The sequence below is a fragment of the Vreelandella sedimenti genome, assembly GCF_013416325.1.
Classification (GTDB): Bacteria; Pseudomonadota; Gammaproteobacteria; order Pseudomonadales; family Halomonadaceae; genus Vreelandella; species Vreelandella sedimenti.
On record NZ_JACCGK010000004.1, the window covers coordinates 26,003 to 44,917 of the forward strand.

Annotated in this window: 15 protein-coding genes; 10 read left to right on the forward strand and 5 right to left on the reverse strand. The window is 50.9% G+C overall.

Going from position 1 to position 18,915, the window contains the following annotated elements; all coding sequences use genetic code 11:
* Positions 1 to 17 precede the first annotated feature (17 nt).
* The 7 genes from HZU72_RS05035 (at position 18) to HZU72_RS05065 (ending at position 8,045) form a co-directional block, all read left to right on the forward strand.
* Positions 18 to 1,391 (forward strand): O-antigen ligase family protein, encoded by a 1,374-nt coding sequence (locus tag HZU72_RS05035; RefSeq protein WP_180090827.1) that lies wholly within the window; start codon positions 18 to 20, stop codon positions 1,389 to 1,391.
* The gene (locus HZU72_RS05040) at positions 1,388 to 2,332 is read left to right on the forward strand and encodes a glycosyltransferase family 8 protein (protein ID WP_180090828.1); all 945 of its coding nucleotides are present in this window, start codon (positions 1,388 to 1,390) and stop codon (positions 2,330 to 2,332) included. Before HZU72_RS05035 ends, HZU72_RS05040 begins: the two co-directional genes overlap by 4 nt.
* Positions 2,329 to 3,483: a glycosyltransferase gene (locus tag HZU72_RS05045; RefSeq protein ID WP_180090829.1), complete on the forward strand. Its 1,155-nt coding sequence runs from the start codon at positions 2,329 to 2,331 to the stop codon at positions 3,481 to 3,483. Before HZU72_RS05040 ends, HZU72_RS05045 begins: the two co-directional genes overlap by 4 nt.
* On the forward strand, positions 3,480 to 4,262 hold the full coding sequence (locus tag HZU72_RS05050; RefSeq protein WP_180090830.1) for a glycosyltransferase family 2 protein: 783 nt from the start codon (positions 3,480 to 3,482) through the stop codon (positions 4,260 to 4,262). The genes HZU72_RS05045 and HZU72_RS05050 overlap by 4 nt, the downstream gene beginning before the upstream one ends.
* A gap of 3 nt (positions 4,263 to 4,265) precedes the next feature.
* Positions 4,266 to 5,318: a glycosyltransferase family 4 protein gene (locus tag HZU72_RS05055; protein ID WP_180090831.1), complete on the forward strand. Its 1,053-nt coding sequence runs from the start codon at positions 4,266 to 4,268 to the stop codon at positions 5,316 to 5,318.
* Entirely contained in the window at positions 5,318 to 6,298 is a 981-nt protein-coding gene (locus HZU72_RS05060) for a glycosyl transferase family 90 (RefSeq protein WP_180090832.1), read from the forward strand. Before HZU72_RS05055 ends, HZU72_RS05060 begins: the two co-directional genes overlap by 1 nt.
* A gap of 166 nt (positions 6,299 to 6,464) precedes the next feature.
* The gene (locus HZU72_RS05065) at positions 6,465 to 8,045 is read left to right on the forward strand and encodes a sulfatase-like hydrolase/transferase (RefSeq protein ID WP_235975993.1); all 1,581 of its coding nucleotides are present in this window, start codon (positions 6,465 to 6,467) and stop codon (positions 8,043 to 8,045) included.
* Here HZU72_RS05065 and waaF read toward each other — a convergent pair.
* Both waaF and rfaD read right to left on the reverse strand, forming a co-directional pair.
* Positions 8,035 to 9,078 (reverse strand): lipopolysaccharide heptosyltransferase II, encoded by a 1,044-nt coding sequence (gene waaF / locus HZU72_RS05070; protein ID WP_180090834.1) that lies wholly within the window; start codon positions 9,076 to 9,078, stop codon positions 8,035 to 8,037. The two genes, HZU72_RS05065 and waaF, sit on opposite strands and share 11 nt — an antisense overlap.
* The gene (rfaD, locus tag HZU72_RS05075; protein WP_180090835.1) at positions 9,071 to 10,027 is read right to left on the reverse strand and encodes an ADP-glyceromanno-heptose 6-epimerase; all 957 of its coding nucleotides are present in this window, start codon (positions 10,025 to 10,027) and stop codon (positions 9,071 to 9,073) included. The genes waaF and rfaD overlap by 8 nt, the downstream gene beginning before the upstream one ends.
* A 109-nt stretch (positions 10,028 to 10,136) precedes the next feature.
* On the opposite strand from rfaD, the gene glyQ reads away from it, so the two are divergent.
* From glyQ to gmhB, 3 genes are all read left to right on the forward strand, one after another.
* Positions 10,137 to 11,096, forward strand: coding sequence for a glycine--tRNA ligase subunit alpha (glyQ, locus tag HZU72_RS05080; protein ID WP_161463635.1), 960 nt, complete (start codon positions 10,137 to 10,139; stop codon positions 11,094 to 11,096).
* On the forward strand, positions 11,096 to 13,162 hold the full coding sequence (gene glyS, locus HZU72_RS05085) for a glycine--tRNA ligase subunit beta (RefSeq protein WP_180090836.1): 2,067 nt from the start codon (positions 11,096 to 11,098) through the stop codon (positions 13,160 to 13,162). The genes glyQ and glyS overlap by 1 nt, the downstream gene beginning before the upstream one ends.
* Before the next feature lie 164 nt (positions 13,163 to 13,326).
* The gene (gmhB, locus tag HZU72_RS05090) at positions 13,327 to 13,875 is read left to right on the forward strand and encodes a D-glycero-beta-D-manno-heptose 1,7-bisphosphate 7-phosphatase (protein WP_180090837.1); all 549 of its coding nucleotides are present in this window, start codon (positions 13,327 to 13,329) and stop codon (positions 13,873 to 13,875) included.
* A gap of 225 nt (positions 13,876 to 14,100) precedes the next feature.
* Here gmhB and gyrB read toward each other — a convergent pair whose 3' ends face one another.
* From gyrB to dnaN, 3 genes are all read right to left on the reverse strand, one after another.
* The gene (gene gyrB / locus HZU72_RS05095; protein ID WP_180090838.1) at positions 14,101 to 16,521 is read right to left on the reverse strand and encodes a DNA topoisomerase (ATP-hydrolyzing) subunit B; all 2,421 of its coding nucleotides are present in this window, start codon (positions 16,519 to 16,521) and stop codon (positions 14,101 to 14,103) included.
* A gap of 57 nt (positions 16,522 to 16,578) precedes the next feature.
* Positions 16,579 to 17,682, reverse strand: coding sequence for a DNA replication/repair protein RecF (gene recF / locus HZU72_RS05100; RefSeq protein WP_180090839.1), 1,104 nt, complete (start codon positions 17,680 to 17,682; stop codon positions 16,579 to 16,581).
* 125 nt (positions 17,683 to 17,807) lie between these two features.
* Positions 17,808 to 18,911 (reverse strand): DNA polymerase III subunit beta, encoded by a 1,104-nt coding sequence (gene dnaN / locus HZU72_RS05105; RefSeq protein ID WP_180090840.1) that lies wholly within the window; start codon positions 18,909 to 18,911, stop codon positions 17,808 to 17,810.
* Positions 18,912 to 18,915 lie beyond the last annotated feature (4 nt).

An 18,915-nucleotide genomic window follows, 5' to 3' on the forward strand; every position in this document is an offset into this window, starting at 1 on the left:
ACTGAGAAACTGAGTATATGCAAAGAAAGATCTCTTCAAGCTTATGGGAAACACATTATTTTGGAAAAACCCCCCTACCCTTGATAGCGATAGGCGTATTAACTACGTTGTTTTACGTTTTTTCAAAGCCTCACTTTGATGTTTTTAGTGACTTCAATAAATTAGCACTATCTCTCTCTGGTTTAATTAGCATTAAAATTTATGCCGCACCAGTCTGGAAACACTCTGTGTTTCATATGTTTTGGTGGGCCTTAATATTAGCAGTATGTCATTGGTTTTTTTTAACATTGGTACTTCCTGATCTGGCAGGTGACTACCCTAAACTGGATCATATTGCCCGACTGTTTGTATTTATTATATTTGCATGGTGGCTTGCTGGCAGCACACAGAACACGCTACTTTTCTGGAGTATTGCTAGCGCAGCTGTCGTTTTGGCGCCATGGATCGCTGGCGATGGCCTCGCTGATTTTCAGCGTGGTTTTCTCGGCGAACGCATTGGATTTGGTATTCGTAACGTTCAGCATTCAGCAATGTTTTTCGGCACGGTACTGCTTGGATTGCTTATTTTTTTACCACGGCTGTTAAGGGCCCCTCTACAACACTATGGCAAACTAGGTTTATGGATGCTCGCTTTTATTATCATTATAGCTGGCGTTATCATTTCACAAACTCGCGCCACTTGGCTAGGTATGATAGCAGGCTTACTAACGACACTTTTCTTAATTTTTATTGAGCATCGAAAGAGTTTTTCAAAAAAACACCTACTCATATTTTTTATTTTATCAGCATGCTTAGCGATTCTGATTATTACCAATAGCTCTTTAGTCGTTGAAAGAGCTACTGCAGAATTGGATACCATTCAGGCACTACTCAGAGGTGATTGGAGTTCTGTTCCCCTATCAACCAGTGAAGTACGTTCTAGTGTAGGAGAGCGACTGTATAGTTGGCGCGCCGCGATCGATATGATTGTCCAGCGCCCCTTGCTAGGCTGGGGTGAGCAAGGCATTGATTATCTATTTGATAACATCCAATATAATCAAGCACACTATCAAGCTTTAAATTTTGGTCATCTACATAACCTCTATCTTGAAATCACACTACAGTATGGCTTGTTAGGTCTAGCTGCTTACTTTTATCTACTAGGGTGGTTTATAGCAAACGCACGGCTTGCTTGGAAGCGTGGCGACATGCCGGGTGATGTACTGCTATTTTTCTATGCTTTTTTATGCTTTTGGAGTGTGATTAATCTTTTTGAATCATATTTGATATTTTGGACAGGTGTGTTTCTTTTTAATGTTGTTATGGCGGGCGGCCTTACCCATATATGGAAACCCACATTACGCACTAACAGCTCAACGCCCTTTGTTATACCGGAAAAGAATCGCAAATGATTAATATTGTCCTGTGCTCCGATGAGGCTTATGTAGATAAAGCCGCTGCCGTGATAGCGTCAACCGTTTGTCACAGCGAGATACCAGAAGCGCTGCATTTCTATATATTAGGATACAAACTATCTGCAAGTACTCATCAAAAGCTGCACAACTGGTTTACGACACTGCCTGCTGAGCTAACGATCATTGAAGCTGAGAATAGTCGCTGGCCACAGTTAACACTGGGTCGTTTTGGGCCCGCCGCCATGCTGCGCCTAGGCATGCACAATTGGCTGCCACCAAGCTGCCAGAAAGTTATTTATTTAGACTGTGACCTTGTAGTGCTAGACGATATCGCCAATTTGTTGGTATTCGACATACAGGGCGCTCCCATAGCTAGTGTGGCTAATCTACAAGGAACCGAGCAGAGTAGAATGGGCCTTGGTTATCAACACTATTTTAATTCCGGCGTCCTTCTGGTGGATCTAGAAGGATGGAAAGCTCGCAATGTGCTAGATCAAGTAGAGCAAATATTAAAGCAGCACGATTACACCTTAAGTTATCCCGATCAGGACGCATTAAATCTCATTTTCCAAGACTGGTATCGACTACCCATGCGCTGGAATATGCAGCCATACGCTTACACAGCCGTAGAAAAAAAAGTAGCTCACTATGCTGATTGGCAGAAGGAACTTGAACACGCTATTCGTGAACCGGCGATCATACATTTTATCGGTGCGCGGAAACCCTGGCACGCCGACAGCCGGCACCCACTTTCCTATTTGTATCGACACTACCATTCATTAACGCCCTGGGGAGAGTCTGTAGGAGCTCCCCCCCCCTCTCTCCAACAGCATTTGAAGCATGCACTATCGTGGCTTAAGAACCGACGCCGTCGCCAGCGATTGCAGTGCAACCCTGTGATACAACTTCCGCCACACCAAAAGGACTCGCCCACATGAAGGTATTAATTGTTGTGCGTACGTTAAAAATTGGTGGCATGGAACGGGTAGCGGTGAACCTTGCGGACGCCTTTGCGGAACACGGCCATGAAAGTCATTTGATGTACTTTAAACCGCGCCCTCCCCAGCTAGAGCCGAGCAATGAAAAAGTTAAAGTGCACCATTTCGCACTGTCTCAGGCGATGTGGAGATCGGGTGTAGGCGGCATTATTGAGGTGGCAGCACGCCTGCTCAATAGCGTGTTGAGGAAAAGCTATTTTTTATTGTCAGGCTGGTGGGGTGGAAAACTTTTTCGTCGCGAAGTACGTCGCCTTGAGCGCCAATATGGCGCTTTTGATCGGATTATTTTCCGCGGCATTGGTACCTTTGAAACGGTATGGTCCTTCCAAGACCCCCGCGCCTGTTATGTTCTGGAAAATATCGTCAAAACTACCTCAGGTCATGCCCCTTGGCTAGAGCGACTAAAAGCACGCTGTCTGTTTTATAACAAACACTTAGTAACAGTATCACACGGCGTCGAACAGCAAATCGCCACTGCCATGCAGACGCTACAAGTCAAGCCGTCCTCGCTGAGAACCATCACCAATCCATGCCCTTTAGGGGCTATTCGAAAGGCTATGTGCGAGGACTTCCCGGAGCGGCCCAATTCTCCATATTTACTCAATGTAGCCCGCTTGGTACCGCAGAAAAACCATCACCTTCTACTGCGAGCGTATGCCAAGATGCGCACAACGCTTCCACTGGTGATTGTCGGCGAGGGGCCACTGCGCAAAGAGCTGGAAGCACTAGCCGTTGAGCTGGGTATTGCGGCACGGGTTACTTTTACCGGTCGCCAACTAAACCCTTACCCTTGGATGCATCATGCACGCCTATTCATCTTGAGCTCTGCACACGAAGGTCTTGGTATCGTATTACTTGAAGCACTGGCCTGCCAAACGCCGATAGTCTCGGTCGATTGCCCAGGCGGGGTACGTGATATTATGACTGGTGAGCTGGAAGCTTACCTGTGTGAAATGACGCCGGAGGCGTTAGCAGCCCGTGTCGATGCCATTCTTGATGCTGACGGCTATGCTATTGATGAACGTTGGCTGGAACGTTTTTCTCCAGCGCACATTACTACTGCCTTTTTGCAAGAGATGCCTGTTTCATGATATCGGCTAATATTATTACCTTTAACGAAGAAGCCAATATTGCGGACTGTATTGCTTCCGCTCGCCAAGTATGTGACGACATCGTTGTGGTGGATTCAGGCAGCCAAGATCGCACCACCGCTATCGCGCGTGAGTTAGGTGCCAAGGTGGTTCAACAAGCCTATTTAGGTGATGGAGTTCAAAAAAATATCGCACTCGCGCACGTAAAGTACGACTGGGTGCTCAGCTTAGACGCCGATGAACGCCTAACGCCAGAGATGGTCGGAGCGATTGGACAGCTAGACCTAGCTGCAACCGAGCATGACGCCTTTGCCTTTCGTCGCCGCAATATGATTGGCTCACGCTGGATTAGAGTCTGTGGGTGGTATCCCGATTACTGTATTCGACTCTACAACCGACACCATGCTCGCTTTGCTGATGTAAAACAGCATGCCAGCATAGGGGCTGCCAACCCCAAGCGACTTAATGCAGATATAGTACATTACTCCTTTGCTAACTTAGGTCAGTTATTTGCCAAGCCAGGGCGAAACTTCAGCGGTCGTGCGGCCAAGATCATGTTTCAAAAGGGGAAGCGGGCAAACGCTTTTTCACCGTTTGCACATGGCCTGAATGCCTTCGTACGCAAATATATATTTCAGCGAGGCTTCATGGGTGGAGTAGATGGTATGACTGTTGCGATCAGCGCAGGGCTCAATAGCTACTTAAAGTATGCCAAGCTGCTCGAATATCAACGCGATCCCAAAGTGCTTGAAGCGGAAGACTTTAATAAGGTTTGGTGATTGATGCATATTACTCATGTAAATTTGGCGCGTGGTTTTCGCGGTGGCGAGCGTCAAACTGAGTTATTAATTAAAACGTTAGCAGAGCATGCACCAAACGATATTGCACAAACGCTGGTTTGCCGTCGAGACTCGCCAATGCGCCAACACCTCCAGGGTGTAGCCCGACTCAACTTTCAGGCAGCCAATCACCAGTTAGCGGGGCATTTTGATCTCGGCGGGACATCGCTCGGCAAGACACAGCTGGTACATGCCCACGATGCAAAAGGCGTTCATTGGGCTTACTTACACTACCGTTTAAAAGGCACGCCCTATTTAATTACACGCCGTGTCGATTCCCCCGTTAAACGTAAGTGGTTTAACCAGCAGTGTTACTCTCAAGCATCCGCCAGGGTTGCTCTCTCCCACGACATAAAGCGTCTTCTGGAAGACAATCAGTGTGGCGACGTTACCTTGATACCCAGTGCCTATGCGCGCTTAACGCCCTCGCCTGAGGCGACCAAAAGTTTTCGCAATGATTTTGCCGATAAATTTTTGGTCGGCCATGCAGGCGCCATGGTTGACCGTCATAAAGGTCAGCGAGTGCTATTGCAGGCTGCGCAGAAGCTTGAGCATCAAGCGCCTGATATACAGTTTATTTTTCTAGGCGACGGCGAAGATGCAGAAACGCTAAAAGCAGAATCGTCGTCACTTAGCAATGTTTCCTGGCTGGGATTTAAAAGCAATATTGCCGACTATCTAGCTGGCCTGGATGTGTTTGCATTTCCTTCACGCAATGAAGGCTTGGGCTCCGTGCTGCTGGATGTCATGCAGCTAGGCGTTCCTGTCATTGCTACCAAGGTTGGCGGCATACCCGATATCGTCAAGCACGAACAAACGGGGTTACTGATACCGCCCGGTGATGCCGGTGCGCTGGCTAACGACATTATGCGATTAAGACAGGACGCCGCTCTTCGACAACGATTGGCCCAAGGAGCCACTGAACGTTTAGATCATTATAGCCCTCAGTCAATGACTGCAGCGTACTGGCACCTCTATCAAACAATAGTGAGTTAATGATTATGCTTGCGGCTTCTGCAAAAGCGCATAAAAACCTTCATAAGCTAGGCTTTTATGCGCAACATACCGTTCACCGCCTAATTCCCAGTACGTTTCTGCAACGGCAAAGATTAACTTTACTTCGCTCATTAAAGCGATTGTCAAAAGAGGAGCAGCAGCAGCTACTTCTCCGAGTTAATTACTGTAATCAACTGGAGAAAAACGTTGAACTGCCTGAGGAGGCTATAAGCTTATCTAGTTTCAAACGCGAGAAAAGCGGCACTTATTACTTGGATTTGCTCAGTGTGTTGCGCTATTTTCCGCCTGAACTACGCTTCTGCCATCGCTTTGGTGATGTAACCACCGTGCCAGACGCGCCTACCTTAGTGAAAAGCCGGCCCATTAATGACCACAATCAAAACTCAGTTTTACTTAAGTTAAACCGTGTTCGTCATTACTACACGGTGAAAGATCCTCACCGCTATGATGACAAGCTTGACCTTGTAGTATGGCGTGGTTCTTGTCATCAAGAACATCGGCGTCAATTCATTCGAGACTTTTATGATCACCCGCTATGTAATGTGGGTGATATTCACAAAAATGCGCAAGGTCAGCCCTGGCATAGCCAATTTATGTCGGTACTGGAGCAACTGAAATATAAGTTCGTACTCAGTATAGAAGGCAAAGATGTGGCAACGAATCTCAAATGGATAATGGCCTCTAATTCACTCTGTTTTATGCGACAGCCGCGCTTTGAAACATGGTTTATGGAAGGCACTTTGTTACCTGACTATCACTATGTGCAGCTCAAAGATGATTACTCCGACCTTGAGGAGAAAGTCACCTATTACCTTGAAAACCCCGCGGCGGCAAAAAAAATTATCGGTAATGCTAACCGCTACTTCGCTCAATTTATGAATACTGATAAAGAACGCTTGATAGGTCTTTTGGTTATGCAGAAATATTTCGAGCGCACCCATCAACTTCTCCCGTATTAGCCGTTATTATCAGAGTTATCAACTTTCTGTAGTGTCCCTTTTTCACTGTTTATATTAGGTAAATGTCATCATACGTTATCGCTCTTTCATTGCATGGGGAACCGCTAGGCTAGCCACCATTGCATTGACGCTAATTGGCCTCAGCCTGGGTTACACGGTCACGGTAATGACCCGACTGCCCTGGTGGACGCTATTTTTTGTAGCGGCCGCATGGATTGGTGTGGGGCTTAAGCTGCGCTGGGGCCAGCCTGCCAATGCCCGCTATCGTAAAATGTGGCCCTGGTCGCTTGTTCCGTTAAGTCTTTGGGGTGTTTACGTTTACTTGGCGGACAGCTTTGGCATTGTCGATTTGGGTGCGGTGTTTTTTCACCTCCAGGCAGGCATGGCCGAGCATGGTGGCGCAGGCAAAATGATTTCCGCGGTGCTCTATACGTTAATAATGATTGGCGTACTGGCAGCCGTGACGTGGCTATCACGCCACGACCAGCGCTGGCGGTTAGCCGAGCGCTTTTTCGCTATTATATTATTGGCTAGCAACCCGCTACTTTATGGCCTAGGTCAACGCAGCGCGGCCATTGTCACTGATGACGGTGCCTGGCTGGATCGACGCTACAAGCCGCCCCCCACCGAGGAACTTAGGGACGCCCCTAACTTACTCATTCTGTATTTGGAAAGCATAGAGCGCACCTACTCCAATGACATATTTGGGGATGCCTACGCCAGTCTCAACGCCCTAGGGGAACGAGGTGCCGTTTTTGAGGGCGTGCGCCAGATGGATAATACGGGCTGGACAATGGCCGGCATGATTGCCAGCCAGTGCGGCGTGCCATTGATGCCTGCTGGACTCCTTCACGACAGCCAGTTCGAGCCTCTTTCCAAGGTTGTTCCCGGGGTCGATTGTCTCGGCGACATCCTTGCTGCACAGGGCTACCAACTAAGCTATCTAGGCGGTGCTAGCACACAATTCGCGGGTAAAGGACTGTTCTATCGCGGCCACCAATTCAATACGGTGAAAGGGCGTGAAGATTTAGAGCCCCTGCTAGAGAATCCTGAGTATGTGAATAGCTGGGGCCTGTATGACGACACGCTGTATGACATCACCGCCGATGAGATCAGGCGTTTAGATAGCCAGAATAGCGGTCCCTGGGGCGTAGTTAGCCTCAATCTGGCAGGCCATGCGCCCAATGGTTATCCCTCCCAGTCGTGCGTGGAACGTCAAGGAGAGTTTGACGGCCAGGATATTCTTTATTCAGTGGAATGCGCGACGTGGCTTGCTCGGAATTTGATTGAACGTTTGGAATCGGAGGGGCTTCTCGATAATACCTTGGTGGTCATACTTAGCGATCATCTGACGATGCGCGTTTCTGTGTGGGATCAATTGACCGCGCTAGACCGCGACAACACGCTGATAATGCTGGGCAACGATATCGAGCCACAGCGGATTCGGCGAGACGCTACCATGTTGGATGTTTTTCCCACGATACTCGATGCGCTGGGCTTTAATTTGGAGCGCGACCGCGCTGGATTGGGCACTTCGCTTTTCAGCAATAATCGCACGCTGGTAGAAGCCCACGGTATCGAAGTGCTTAATGAGCGTTTACGGGAAGAGACGGCGCTTCAGCACCGCCTTTGGGAGGGTATTTCCCCTCAGCGGCGCGAGTCCGACGAGCCTTCTCAAGCAGTCACTCAAGAGCAGACCCTAGAGACGCCTGCTGACGAGGCAGATGAAGTGGAGCTCATCCATTAACGATCACACTCTCCCACTGATGAGCCGCATGAATCTGTTGATAGACTTGCTCAACGCTAAGCAGATTCAGGCAATTGGTATGCCCCAATGGGCAGGTACGCTGAAAGCATGGAGAGCAGGAGAGCGCTAGGTAGTGAATGACGGCGTTATCCGTCAGCGGCGGCGTGTAGGCGGGCGATGAGGAGCCGTACAGCGCATGGACACGAACACCTACCGCTGCAGCCACATGCATTAACCCCGAGTCGTTGGTGACTACCTGCCGACAATCCGCCAACAGATCAACCGCATCAGCCAGCTGCGTCTTACCACACAGATTATGGGCATGGGAAAGCCCCTGTGTGATCTCCTCGCCCGCCAGGTGATCCTTTGCCCCCCCGAGTACGCGGACTTCAAACCCCTCTTCCACCAGCCGTTTGGCTAACTTGTGGAAGTAGCTGACCGGCCACTGCTTGGCGGGGCCGTACTCAGCGCCCGGCATCATGCCAATCGCCGTGCGGGAAGAAAGCGAGTGGTTCAGGCGTAAATTGACCAGATTATCGCGGTCAATCTGCAGGCGTGGCTTGGGTAGCACGAAATCACCGCTAGCGGCTTCTTCCAGGGGTAGCCCCAAGGAAACAAAGCGCTTTACCGTTTGATCCAGCACCTGCTTGTCGAGTTTACGGCGCTCTTTGAGAAGCCCATAGCGATGTTCGCCTAAAAAACCTATACGCTCAGGAATGCGTGCCATGAAGGGTACCAAAGCTGCCTTCCACGAGCGTGGTAGTACAATGGCACGATCAAAACGTCCACGCAGGCGGTTGGCGAGTTCACGGCGACTGGCCAAGCCAAATTCACCGTGCCCCACTGTCAGCGGCAGCACTTCATCCACTTCGGGCATACGCTCTAAAATAGGCTGTGACCACTTTGGTGCAACCACCCCTATCGTCGCGCCTGGCTGGCGGGCTTTTAAGGTCATAAACAGGCTTTGTGCCATGACCATGTCACCGACCCACGAAGGGCCAATCACCAGTAAGCGCTGAGCTGAATTAGCCATTTAACCACCCCAAGTAGGCCTTCACCCCTTGAGCAACGGTTTTAAACTCAACATCGCAGCCGCTCTCACGTAGCTGACCAATGTCAGCTCGGGTATAGCTCTGATAGCGTCCTTTGAGTTCTTCGGGGAAGGCAATGTAGTCAATCTCACCTTTACCGTAAAAGTCGATAACCGCCTCGCCAATGGCTTTAAAAGGTTCAGCCCGACCAGTGCCAAGATTAAAGATTCCTGACTTGTCAGGATGATCCAAAAACCAAAGATTCACATCGACCACATCGCCCACATAAACAAAGTCACGACTCTGCATGCCTGCCTCGTAGCCGTCATAGCCGCCAAACAGCTTGAGCGTTTCACCATTACGAATTTGCAAGTGGTTGTGATAGGCCACACTGGCCATTTTGCCCTTATGCTGTTCACGGGGGCCGTAGACATTAAAGTAACGAAAGCCCACGACTTGAGTGGTTAACTCGCTCCAGCGCGAGCGCACGTGCTGATCAAACAGCAGCTTGGAATAGCCGTAAACGTTAAGCGGCTTTTCGCACTCGGGTACCTCTTTAAATACCTCGCTGCCGCCATAGGTAGCGGCTGACGAGGCGTATAAAAAAGCAATACTCTGCTGCTCGCAGTAATTAAGCAGCACTTTGGAGTACTCGAAGTTATTCGCCATCATGTAGTGGCCATCCCATTCGGTAGTGTCCGAGCAGGCGCCTTCATGGAAAATAGCATCGATCTTAGGTAGCTCGACGCTTTCACCACGCAGGGCAGCTTTTACCCTGGCGAGGAAATCATCTTTATCGAGATAATCGGCCAGCGTGCAGTCGGCTAAATTGACGAATTTTGTGCCATCGCGTAGATCGTCAACGACCATCACATCGTTTCGACCGCGGGCGTTCAATGCTTTAACTATGTTGGCCCCGATAAAACCGGCACCGCCTGTTACCACAATCATACTGTTCTCCTTACCTAAAGCGGCTTGTTGGCATACGTGCCTATAACCCATCTGCCTAGGATTGTATACTTGACGCCTTATGAATTCATGGCCAACGGTGCTTTCCGCGATGAGTGTCTCGACAAACCAATCGACACCCGATGTGTCGACCTTTCAAGGCTTGATCCTTGCTCTGCAGCAGTACTGGGCAGAACAGGGTTGCGTCATCCTTCAGCCGCTCGATATGGAAGTCGGCGCGGGCACCTTCCACCCCGCTACCTTCCTGCGGGCGATTGGTCCCGAAACCTGGAATGCTGCCTATGTACAGCCTTCCCGCCGACCTACTGACGGCCGCTATGGCGAGAACCCTAACCGCCTTCAGCACTACTACCAATTCCAGGTGGTGATGAAGCCATCGCCAAGCAACTTGCAGGATCTCTATCTGGGTTCACTCAAACGCCTTGGTCTTGATCCGCTGGTGCACGATGTGCGCTTTGTCGAAGATAACTGGGAATCCCCTACTTTGGGCGCCTGGGGCCTGGGCTGGGAAATCTGGTTAAACGGCATGGAAGTCACCCAGTTTACCTACTTTCAGCAGGCCGGTGGCATCGAATGCTACCCGGTCACCGGCGAACTGACCTATGGGCTTGAGCGCATCGCCATGTACTTGCAGGACGTCGACAGTGTGTATGACCTCGTTTGGGCCATTGCCCCCGATGGCAGCAAAGTGACTTATGGCGATGTCTATCTGCAAAACGAACGCGAACAGTCCGCCTACAATTTCGAACATGCCGATGTCGATCAGCTATTTGCTAACTTTGACCATCAGGAAAAAGAGTGCAGCAAGCTGCTCGCCGCCAGCCTGCCGCTGCCGGCCTACGAACAGGTCCTGAAGGCATCACACACGTTCAACCTATTAGATGCCCGTCACGCTATCTCGGTCACTGAGCGTCAGCGCTTTATCCTGCGCGTTCGCACTATGGCCCGGGATGTCGCCACTGCTTACTTTGAGTCGCGTAAGGCCGAAGGTTTCCCCATGGCGCCAGAAATACTTCGCCGCGAACTACTCGCCGATCAGGGAGAGGACTAATGGCTGTAAATACGCTTTTACTAGAACTCGGTGCAGAAGAGCTGCCGCCCATGGCTCTGGATGCTCTTTCCGATGCGTTCGCCGCGAGCATCGAGAAAGGTCTACAAGAAGCCGATGTTCCCTTCGCCAGCGTTACCGCTTTTGCAACGCCACGGCGTTTAGCGGTACAGGTGCATGAACTGGCCGACAAACAGCCTGATCGTGACGTTGAGCGCCGTGGCCCTGCACTGGCGGCTGCCTTTAAGGATGGCGTTGCCACTAAAGCCGCGGAAGGCTTTGCCCGCTCTTGCGGTGTAAGCGTCGACGAGCTGATTCATTTAGAAACCGATAAAGGTACTTGGTTAGGTTTTCGTGAGCAGCAACCGGGAGAATCTATTCAAGCGCTGTTGCCTGAGATTATCCGCAAATCAATTAGCACCCTCCCCGTGCCTAAAAACATGCGCTGGGGAGCTTCACGGGTTGAGTTTTCCCGTCCCGTGCATTGGCTGGTAGCCATTTACGGTAATGACGTAGTGGCCGCCGAGGCACTTGGCCTAGAGGCTAGCTGCACGACCTACGGTCACCGCTTTCATGCTCCTGACGCTATTCAGCTGCCACACGCCGATGAGTATGTGGCTACGCTGGAAAATGCCTATGTACTGGTGGATCGTGAGCAACGCCGCGAGCGTATCCGCGAACAGGTATTAGCAGAGGCCGAAGTGCAGGAGGCCAATGCGGTTATCGACGAAGAGCTCTTGGTAGAAGTAAGCGGCTTGGTGGAATGGCCAGTCGCCCTTACCGGTAGCTTTGATGAGCGCTTTCTGGAAGTGCCCGCCGAGTGTTTGATCTCCTCGATGAAGGCTAACCAGAAATATTTTCACCTGTTGGACGACGCTGGCAAGCTGAAACCGCTATTTATCACCATTGCCAATATCGACAGCGCTGACCCCGATCAGGTCATTGCCGGTAACGAGAAAGTCATTCGTCCTCGCTTAGCCGATGCAGCGTTTTTCTACGACACCGATCGCAAGTACACATTAGCGTCGCGCATCCCACAGTTAGAAAGCGTGGTATTCCAGCAGCAGCTAGGCACCCTGGCGGATAAAGCTCGCCGCAGTTCGGTTATTGCGACATTTATTGCCGAACGTATCAATGGCGATGTGGCTCACGCCCAGCGTGCCGTGGCACTCGCGAAGTGCGACCTTGTGACGGAGATGGTGCTCGAATTCCCCGAACTTCAGGGCATTATGGGGCGCTACTATGCTCAGCAAGATGGCGAACCCACGGAGGTTGCCCAAGCCCTGGAAGAGCAATACTTGCCGCGCTTTGCTACTGATGCGATTCCCCAAAGTGCTACGGGCAAGGCATTAGCCCTGGCGGATCGCCTCGATACCCTAGTAGGCATCTTTGGGATTGGCCAACGCCCAACCGGTGCGAAAGATCCTTTCGCGCTACGTCGTGCTTCGATTGGCGTGATTAACATTCTGGTCAAAGGCGATCTGGATCTGGATCTGCGCGAGCTGCTTACGGTTGCCTCTGAGCAGCACCAGGGCCTCCCCAAAGCTGATGGGCTGGTTGAGGACGTGCTGACGTACATGTTGGATCGCTTCCGCGCCTGGGGCCAGGATGAAGGCATCAGCCCAGAAATGTACCTTGCCGTTCGTGCACGCCCTGTCACAAACCCTCTCGACTTCGCTCGCCGCCTGCGCGCGGTGAAGGCCTTTGCCCAGCGTGACGAAGCCACAGCGCTGGCGGCGGCTAACAAGCGTGTTTCGAATATTCTAAGCAAGCAGGAGCATGACGGCAGCACACAGGTCGATCAACACTTGCTGCAGGAAGATGCCGAGCGGGCACTGTTCGACGCGGTGACAGGTAGCCAGGCGCAGGTGGCACCGCTATTTGCTATGGGTGACTACCAGCGTGCACTCGACGCACTTGCCACACTGCGAGAGCCAGTAGATGCCTTCTTTGACCAAGTAATGGTGATGGCGGACGACCCGGCTATTCAGCGTAATCGGTTAGCGCTTCTTGCAAGCCTTCAAGCGCTGTTTTTAGAAGTCGCCGATATTTCGCTGCTCCCTCAGTAGTCGTCGACTAATGGATCGCAAATCCAAGCCCAGCCCTAACGGCTGGGTTTTTTTATTGTTTGGGAGTACGTGTTTCACGTGAAACAACTTTGTTAGATCGGGGTAAAATAGTCTTAATTCTCGCGGGCAGAAAGTATCGCGGCAACCGTATCAATAGGATCACTATGCTAAGTACCGATAAACTTGTCATCCTGGATCGAGACGGCGTCATCAACCATGACTCTGATAACTACATCAAATCTCTCGACGAGTGGGTGCCCTACCCCTCTTCAATCACTGCCATTGCCCGCCTCACACGCGCGGGATACACCGTTGCCGTCGCAACGAATCAATCCGGGGTTGCCCGAGGCTATTATGATGAAACAATCCTCCATGCGATGCATGAACACTTAATTTCGTTAGTAGAAGCGGAAGGCGGGCATATTGCTCATATTGTTTACTGCCCCCATGGGCCAAATGATAATTGCCAATGCCGTAAACCATTGCCAGGAATGCTAATACAGATCCAGCAGATCCTGGGGCTAGAAAGTTTAACAGGAAGCTGGATGGTCGGTGATAGCCTTCGCGATCTTCAGGCGGGCGAAGCCGTAGGTTGCGAAACAGTGCTGGTCAGAACTGGAAAGGGAAGCAAAACTGAGCAAGCAGGCACTGGCCTTGAAAAGGCCAGTATCTTCGATGATTTAGCGCAATTTGTTGAGTGGCTCATTAAATAGCTAAGCGACACCGAGTTGGAGAGTCATAACCGCTTTGCGTTGCCTGCGAAACTTTGACTGAAACGAATACCCTCACCTGCTAAACGCATCCTGCCCATTTATCTACCAATAAAAGCGCCGCTATGAATAACATAGCGGCGCTTTTCCTAGTGACATTAAATCATGTTAAGGCGAGGCTCGTTAACGTAGTGTTTCACGTGAAACACTTGCGAGCACATTCATATCTTACACGTCTAAATTTGCCACCAGTGCGTTAGTCTCAATAAAGTCACGGCGCGGTTCAACGTCATCACCCATCAGGGTGTTGAACATCATATCCGCACCCACGGCATCTTCGATCGTCACCCGCAGCATGCGGCGGCTATCGGGATCCATGGTGGTATCCCAGAGCTGATCCGGGTTCATTTCACCCAAGCCCTTATAACGCTGCACAGACAGCCCACGCTGACCCTCTTGCATTAGCCATGCCAGCACTTCTGAAAAGTGCGATACAGGCTTCTGACGCTCACCACGGGCAATAAAGGCGCCCTCTTCCAGAAAGCCATCCAGGGTTTCGCCTAGCTCAGCGATACCGCGATAGTCGGCGCTTTCAAAGAAGTCGAGCCCCCACCTATACTCAGTCGTCACACCGTGAGCAACCAGCGATACTGTGGGTAGGAAAAGCCCGCGCTCAGAATCTTCTTGAAGATGGAAGTGGTAACGAGGCCCGCCTTCATAGGCAACCATGTCATCCATTATCTTCTGGAGTTCATCAATCCAGTTCTGCATGGTCACACGGTCTTTCAAGCTCTCTTCACCTTTCAGTGCCGAAGCGTGAACGATTTGCTTAAGCACTTCATTGGGATAAACCCGTGACAAGCGATCAATCCGCTTCATCACGTTGCGGTACTGGTTCACTAGCGCTTCAAGCTGCGAACCGGAAATACCCGGTGCATTAGCGTTAACATGCAGGCCTGCACCGTCCAAGGCCGTGGTGGTTAAATAATCCACCATCGCCTGCTCATCTTTCAGGTAAAGCTCTTGCTTGCCACGCTTAATTTTATACAGCGGTGGTTGAGCAATGAAGATATGGCCACGCTCAATCAATTCTGGCATCTGACGGAAGAAGAACGTCAACAGCAGCGTACGAATGTGTGATCCATCGACATCAGCATCGGTCATGATAATAACCGAGTGGTAACGCAACTTATCGGGGTTAAACTCTTCACGGCCAATGCCACAACCCAGGGCAGTGATAAGCGTACCCACTTCTGCAGAGGAGAGCATTTTATCGAAACGTGCTTTTTCCACGTTCAGGATTTTACCTTTGAGCGGCAAAATAGCCTGGGTGCGGCGGTCGCGGCCCTGTTTGGCACTTCCACCTGCCGAGTCACCCTCCACCAAGTAAAGCTCTGACTGACTGGGGTCTTTTTCTTGGCAATCCGCCAACTTGCCCGGTAAACCGGCAATATCCAACGCGCCTTTGCGGCGGGTCATATCCCGCGCTTTGCGTGCCGCTTCACGTGCACGCGCGGCATCCAGCATCTTATTGACGATCGCCTTAGCTTCGTTAGGCTTTTCAACAAGATACTCGGAAAAGAGACGGCTCATTTCCTGCTCAACCGCTGTCTTCACTTCGCTGGAGACCAACTTATCTTTTGTTTGAGACGAAAACTTAGGATCCGGGACTTTAACTGAAATAATAGCCGTTAGCCCCTCACGAGCATCATCGCCCGTGGTATTCACCTTGGCTTTTCTCAGCAGGTTTTCAGCTTCAATATAGTTATTGAGTGTACGGGTAAGACCTGCCCGGAACCCCGCTAAGTGCGCCCCGCCGTCTCGCTGCGGAATATTATTGGTGTAGCAGAAAATATTTTCAGTGAAGGCTTCGCTCCACTGCATGGCTACCTCTACTTCAACGCCATCATCACGAATAGCGTTAAAATGGAATACCGGATTAATCACACTCTTATTGGTATTGAGGTGATCAACAAAGGCTTTCAAGCCACCTTCGTAGTGGAACAGCTCCTCTTTACCGCTGCGCTCATCCAATAAACGGATAGCCACACCAGAGTTCAAGAAGGATAGTTCGCGAAGTCGTTTGGCTAAAATATCAAAATGGAACTCGATATTGCCAAAGGTTTCTGGCGATGGGCGGAAGTGAACCCGGGTACCGCTTTTTTCGGTTTTGCCTACAACGCCCAAAGGCGCTTGAGGAACACCGTGACGGTACATTTGTTCGAACACTTCACCCTGACGCCAAATCGTTAAGCGCAGCTCAGCGGAAAGCGCATTGACAACAGAAACACCGACACCGTGCAAACCACCGGAAACCTTGTAGGAGTTATCATCGAATTTACCGCCTGCGTGCAGAACCGTCATAATAACTTCTGCAGCGGAAACACCTTCCCCTTCATGAAGCTCAGTAGGTACGCCACGGCCGTTATCACTCACGGTGACCGACTCATCCGGGTGGATGACAACGCGAATTTCACTGCAATGCCCAGCCAACGCCTCGTCGATGGAGTTATCCACCAATTCGAAGACCATGTGGTGGAGCCCAGTACCGTCGTCGGTGTCACCAATATACATACCTGGCCGCTTACGTACCGCGTCCAGCCCCTTGAGCACCTTGATGCTTGATGAATCGTAAGCCTGCTCGCTCATTGACCACTCCGTTGTGAAGTCTGTCTCATCCTGTATCGTCCTACCCTTCTTCCTGCGCTAGCTGACTCTCTCTAAACCACTCCCCCCCTCCTTGCTATGTTTCACGTGAAACATATTTACGGGGGTATCAGTTCGCCAGGCATTCTTCAATGCGGAAGGTTCGACACTGGTAATAAATGCTTGGCACTGCATATCTTCGAGTAAACCACAAAACTGATATCGATTTTGCTCGTCAAGCTCTGCGGGCAAATCATCGATAAGATAAATACAGTGCCGCTGTGCTGTTCTTTCCAGAAACCGCCCTTGGGCAAGTTTTAATGCACTCACCACTAACTTTTGCTGGCCTCTGGAAAGCACTTCTACAGCAGGCTGCTTGTTTATCCTAATACGTAAGTCAGCGCGCTGCGGGCCTTGCTGTGTAAACCCCATCTGCTGATCAGTTGGCCGACTATCGTGTAACACAGCCGCAAGAGTTCGCTCTTTATCCCAACCTCTGGCGTAGTGAAGCGACAATCCCGGCAAGGGAAGCAACACCTTAAGCGTCTCTTCAAAGACGGGCAAAAAGTCACTAAACCAAGCACGTCGTAACGAGTCCATCTGTTCACCCCAAAGGGCTAGCTCATGCTCCCACACCGCCATTTCTTGAGTTAGTATTCTACCACGCCTGAGCAGTGCATTCCGATGTTTCAACGCACGCCGGGTGCGCTTCCAGATTGCTAAAAAGTCATGTTTCACGTGAAACACACCCCAGTCGAGAAACTCACGACGTCCGGCTGGTGAACCTTCAAGCAATCGGAAAGCATCTGGGTTAATTAATTGAAGCGGCATAGCCTCTACCAATTCCGCCAACCGAGCGTTCTTATCTCCCTTTAAACGAAGCTCCAGCTCCCGCTGAGCTCTTAAACGACGCACGCCAAGGGTAACCTCAGGCTCACCACTTAAACGTCCGTACAGCGTCATATAAGGCTCATCTGTTTGGATCGCGTTTTTTAATTGGCGAGTACGAAAAGAGCGCCCCATACCAAGAATATGCACCCCCTCCAACAGACTTGTTTTGCCGCTGCCATTAGCACCGCTAATAACGTTGATATGCGAAGAGGGCGTCATCTCAACCGGTTTGAGATTGCGCAAGGCGTGGAAATTAAGCAGTGTCAGGCTCATCCTATTATCACCACTTAAAAGATCCTCGGAAAAAGGGAGTATTCGAACGCGTTAGCGGCGCTTCTGCTACCAGAAGCGCCGCTAACGTAGCTTGCTTACGTATTGCTGTTACGCGCCCAAAGCGTTTACAGGCGCATCGGCATAACGACATAAAGCGCATCACCGCCGCCGGGCTCTTCCAACAGCGCGCTACTGTTGGGGTCGGCCAGGGTAATCTGCACGCGATCTTCATTTAACACTGTCAGCACATCAACTAAATAGCCGACGTTAAAACCAACTTCCATTGCCCCGCCATTATACTCAACGGCGATATTCTCCTCCGCCTCTTCCTGCTCGGGGTTGTTGGCCATTACTTTAAGGTTGTTCTCCTCAAGATAAAGGCGCACACCACGGTACTTCTCATTAGAGAGGATAGCAGTACGCGAAAGTACTTGGCGAAGCTCCGCACGCTCGGCAATCAATACTTTATCGCCATTGCGGGGCACGACACGCTCGTAGTCAGGAAATTTACCGTCGATTAACTTGGAGGTGAAGGTAAAGTCGCCAGTATGAGCACGCACATGGCTAGAGCCAAGCGTCAAGCTGACGGGCTCATCGCTATCGTCTAGCAAACGCGACAGCTCTAAAATCCCCTTCCGGGGTACAATCAACTTTTGAGACTGGCTAACAGTGACTTCGATTGGCCGCGAGCACATTGCCAAACGGTGTCCGTCAGTAGCGACCGTGCGAAGTAAATTGCTTTGAATTTCCAGCAGCATACCGTTTAGGTAATAACGCACATCCTGCTGCGCCATGGCAAACGAGGTCGCTTCTATCAGGTGCTTTAGGGTACCGCGAGGGACGCTAATCTCCTGGCTACCGTCCGCATCTTCGATATTGGGAAATTCAGCGACCGGGAGCGTCGACAACGTAAACCGTGAACGACCACTGCGTAGTACCGCACGGCCCTCTTCAACGGCGAGCTGAATGTCGGACTGATCGGGCAATGATTTACAGATATCCATCAGCTTACGCGCTGGCACTGTCGCGGAACCCGCCTGATCAACCTGGCTTGCCACCGTGCGGCCCACGAGCTCGACTTCTAAGTCAGTACCGGTGAGCGACACCTGGTCACCCTCTACCTGAATCAACACATTAGACAGTACTGGCAGCGTTTGACGGCGCTCAACAACACCAGCGACCAGAGTCAGCGGACGTAGCAGCGCCTCTCGGGAAATCGAAAATTTCATCAAT

What these genes read in the sequence shown, in the direction of transcription:
- dnaN (WP_180090840.1), bottom strand. Translation starts at nt 18,911, where the DNA reads ATGAAATTTTCGATTTCCCGAGAGGCGCTGCTACGTCCGCTGACTCTG.
- HZU72_RS05045 (WP_180090829.1), top strand. Translation starts at nt 2,329, where the DNA reads ATGAAGGTATTAATTGTTGTGCGTACGTTAAAAATTGGTGGCATGGAA.
- HZU72_RS05055 (WP_180090831.1), top strand. Translation starts at nt 4,266, where the DNA reads ATGCATATTACTCATGTAAATTTGGCGCGTGGTTTTCGCGGTGGCGAG.
- HZU72_RS05060 (WP_180090832.1), top strand. Translation starts at nt 5,318, where the DNA reads ATGATTATGCTTGCGGCTTCTGCAAAAGCGCATAAAAACCTTCATAAG.
- gyrB (WP_180090838.1), bottom strand. Translation starts at nt 16,521, where the DNA reads ATGAGCGAGCAGGCTTACGATTCATCAAGCATCAAGGTGCTCAAGGGG.
- gmhB (WP_180090837.1), top strand. Translation starts at nt 13,327, where the DNA reads ATGCTAAGTACCGATAAACTTGTCATCCTGGATCGAGACGGCGTCATC.
- recF (WP_180090839.1), bottom strand. Translation starts at nt 17,682, where the DNA reads ATGAGCCTGACACTGCTTAATTTCCACGCCTTGCGCAATCTCAAACCG.
- rfaD (WP_180090835.1), bottom strand. Translation starts at nt 10,027, where the DNA reads ATGATTGTGGTAACAGGCGGTGCCGGTTTTATCGGGGCCAACATAGTT.
- glyQ (WP_161463635.1), top strand. Translation starts at nt 10,137, where the DNA reads ATGAGTGTCTCGACAAACCAATCGACACCCGATGTGTCGACCTTTCAA.
- HZU72_RS05040 (WP_180090828.1), top strand. Translation starts at nt 1,388, where the DNA reads ATGATTAATATTGTCCTGTGCTCCGATGAGGCTTATGTAGATAAAGCC.
- HZU72_RS05050 (WP_180090830.1), top strand. Translation starts at nt 3,480, where the DNA reads ATGATATCGGCTAATATTATTACCTTTAACGAAGAAGCCAATATTGCG.
- HZU72_RS05035 (WP_180090827.1), top strand. Translation starts at nt 18, where the DNA reads ATGCAAAGAAAGATCTCTTCAAGCTTATGGGAAACACATTATTTTGGA.
- glyS (WP_180090836.1), top strand. Translation starts at nt 11,096, where the DNA reads ATGGCTGTAAATACGCTTTTACTAGAACTCGGTGCAGAAGAGCTGCCG.
- HZU72_RS05065 (WP_235975993.1), top strand. Translation starts at nt 6,465, where the DNA reads ATGACCCGACTGCCCTGGTGGACGCTATTTTTTGTAGCGGCCGCATGG.
- waaF (WP_180090834.1), bottom strand. Translation starts at nt 9,078, where the DNA reads ATGGCTAATTCAGCTCAGCGCTTACTGGTGATTGGCCCTTCGTGGGTC.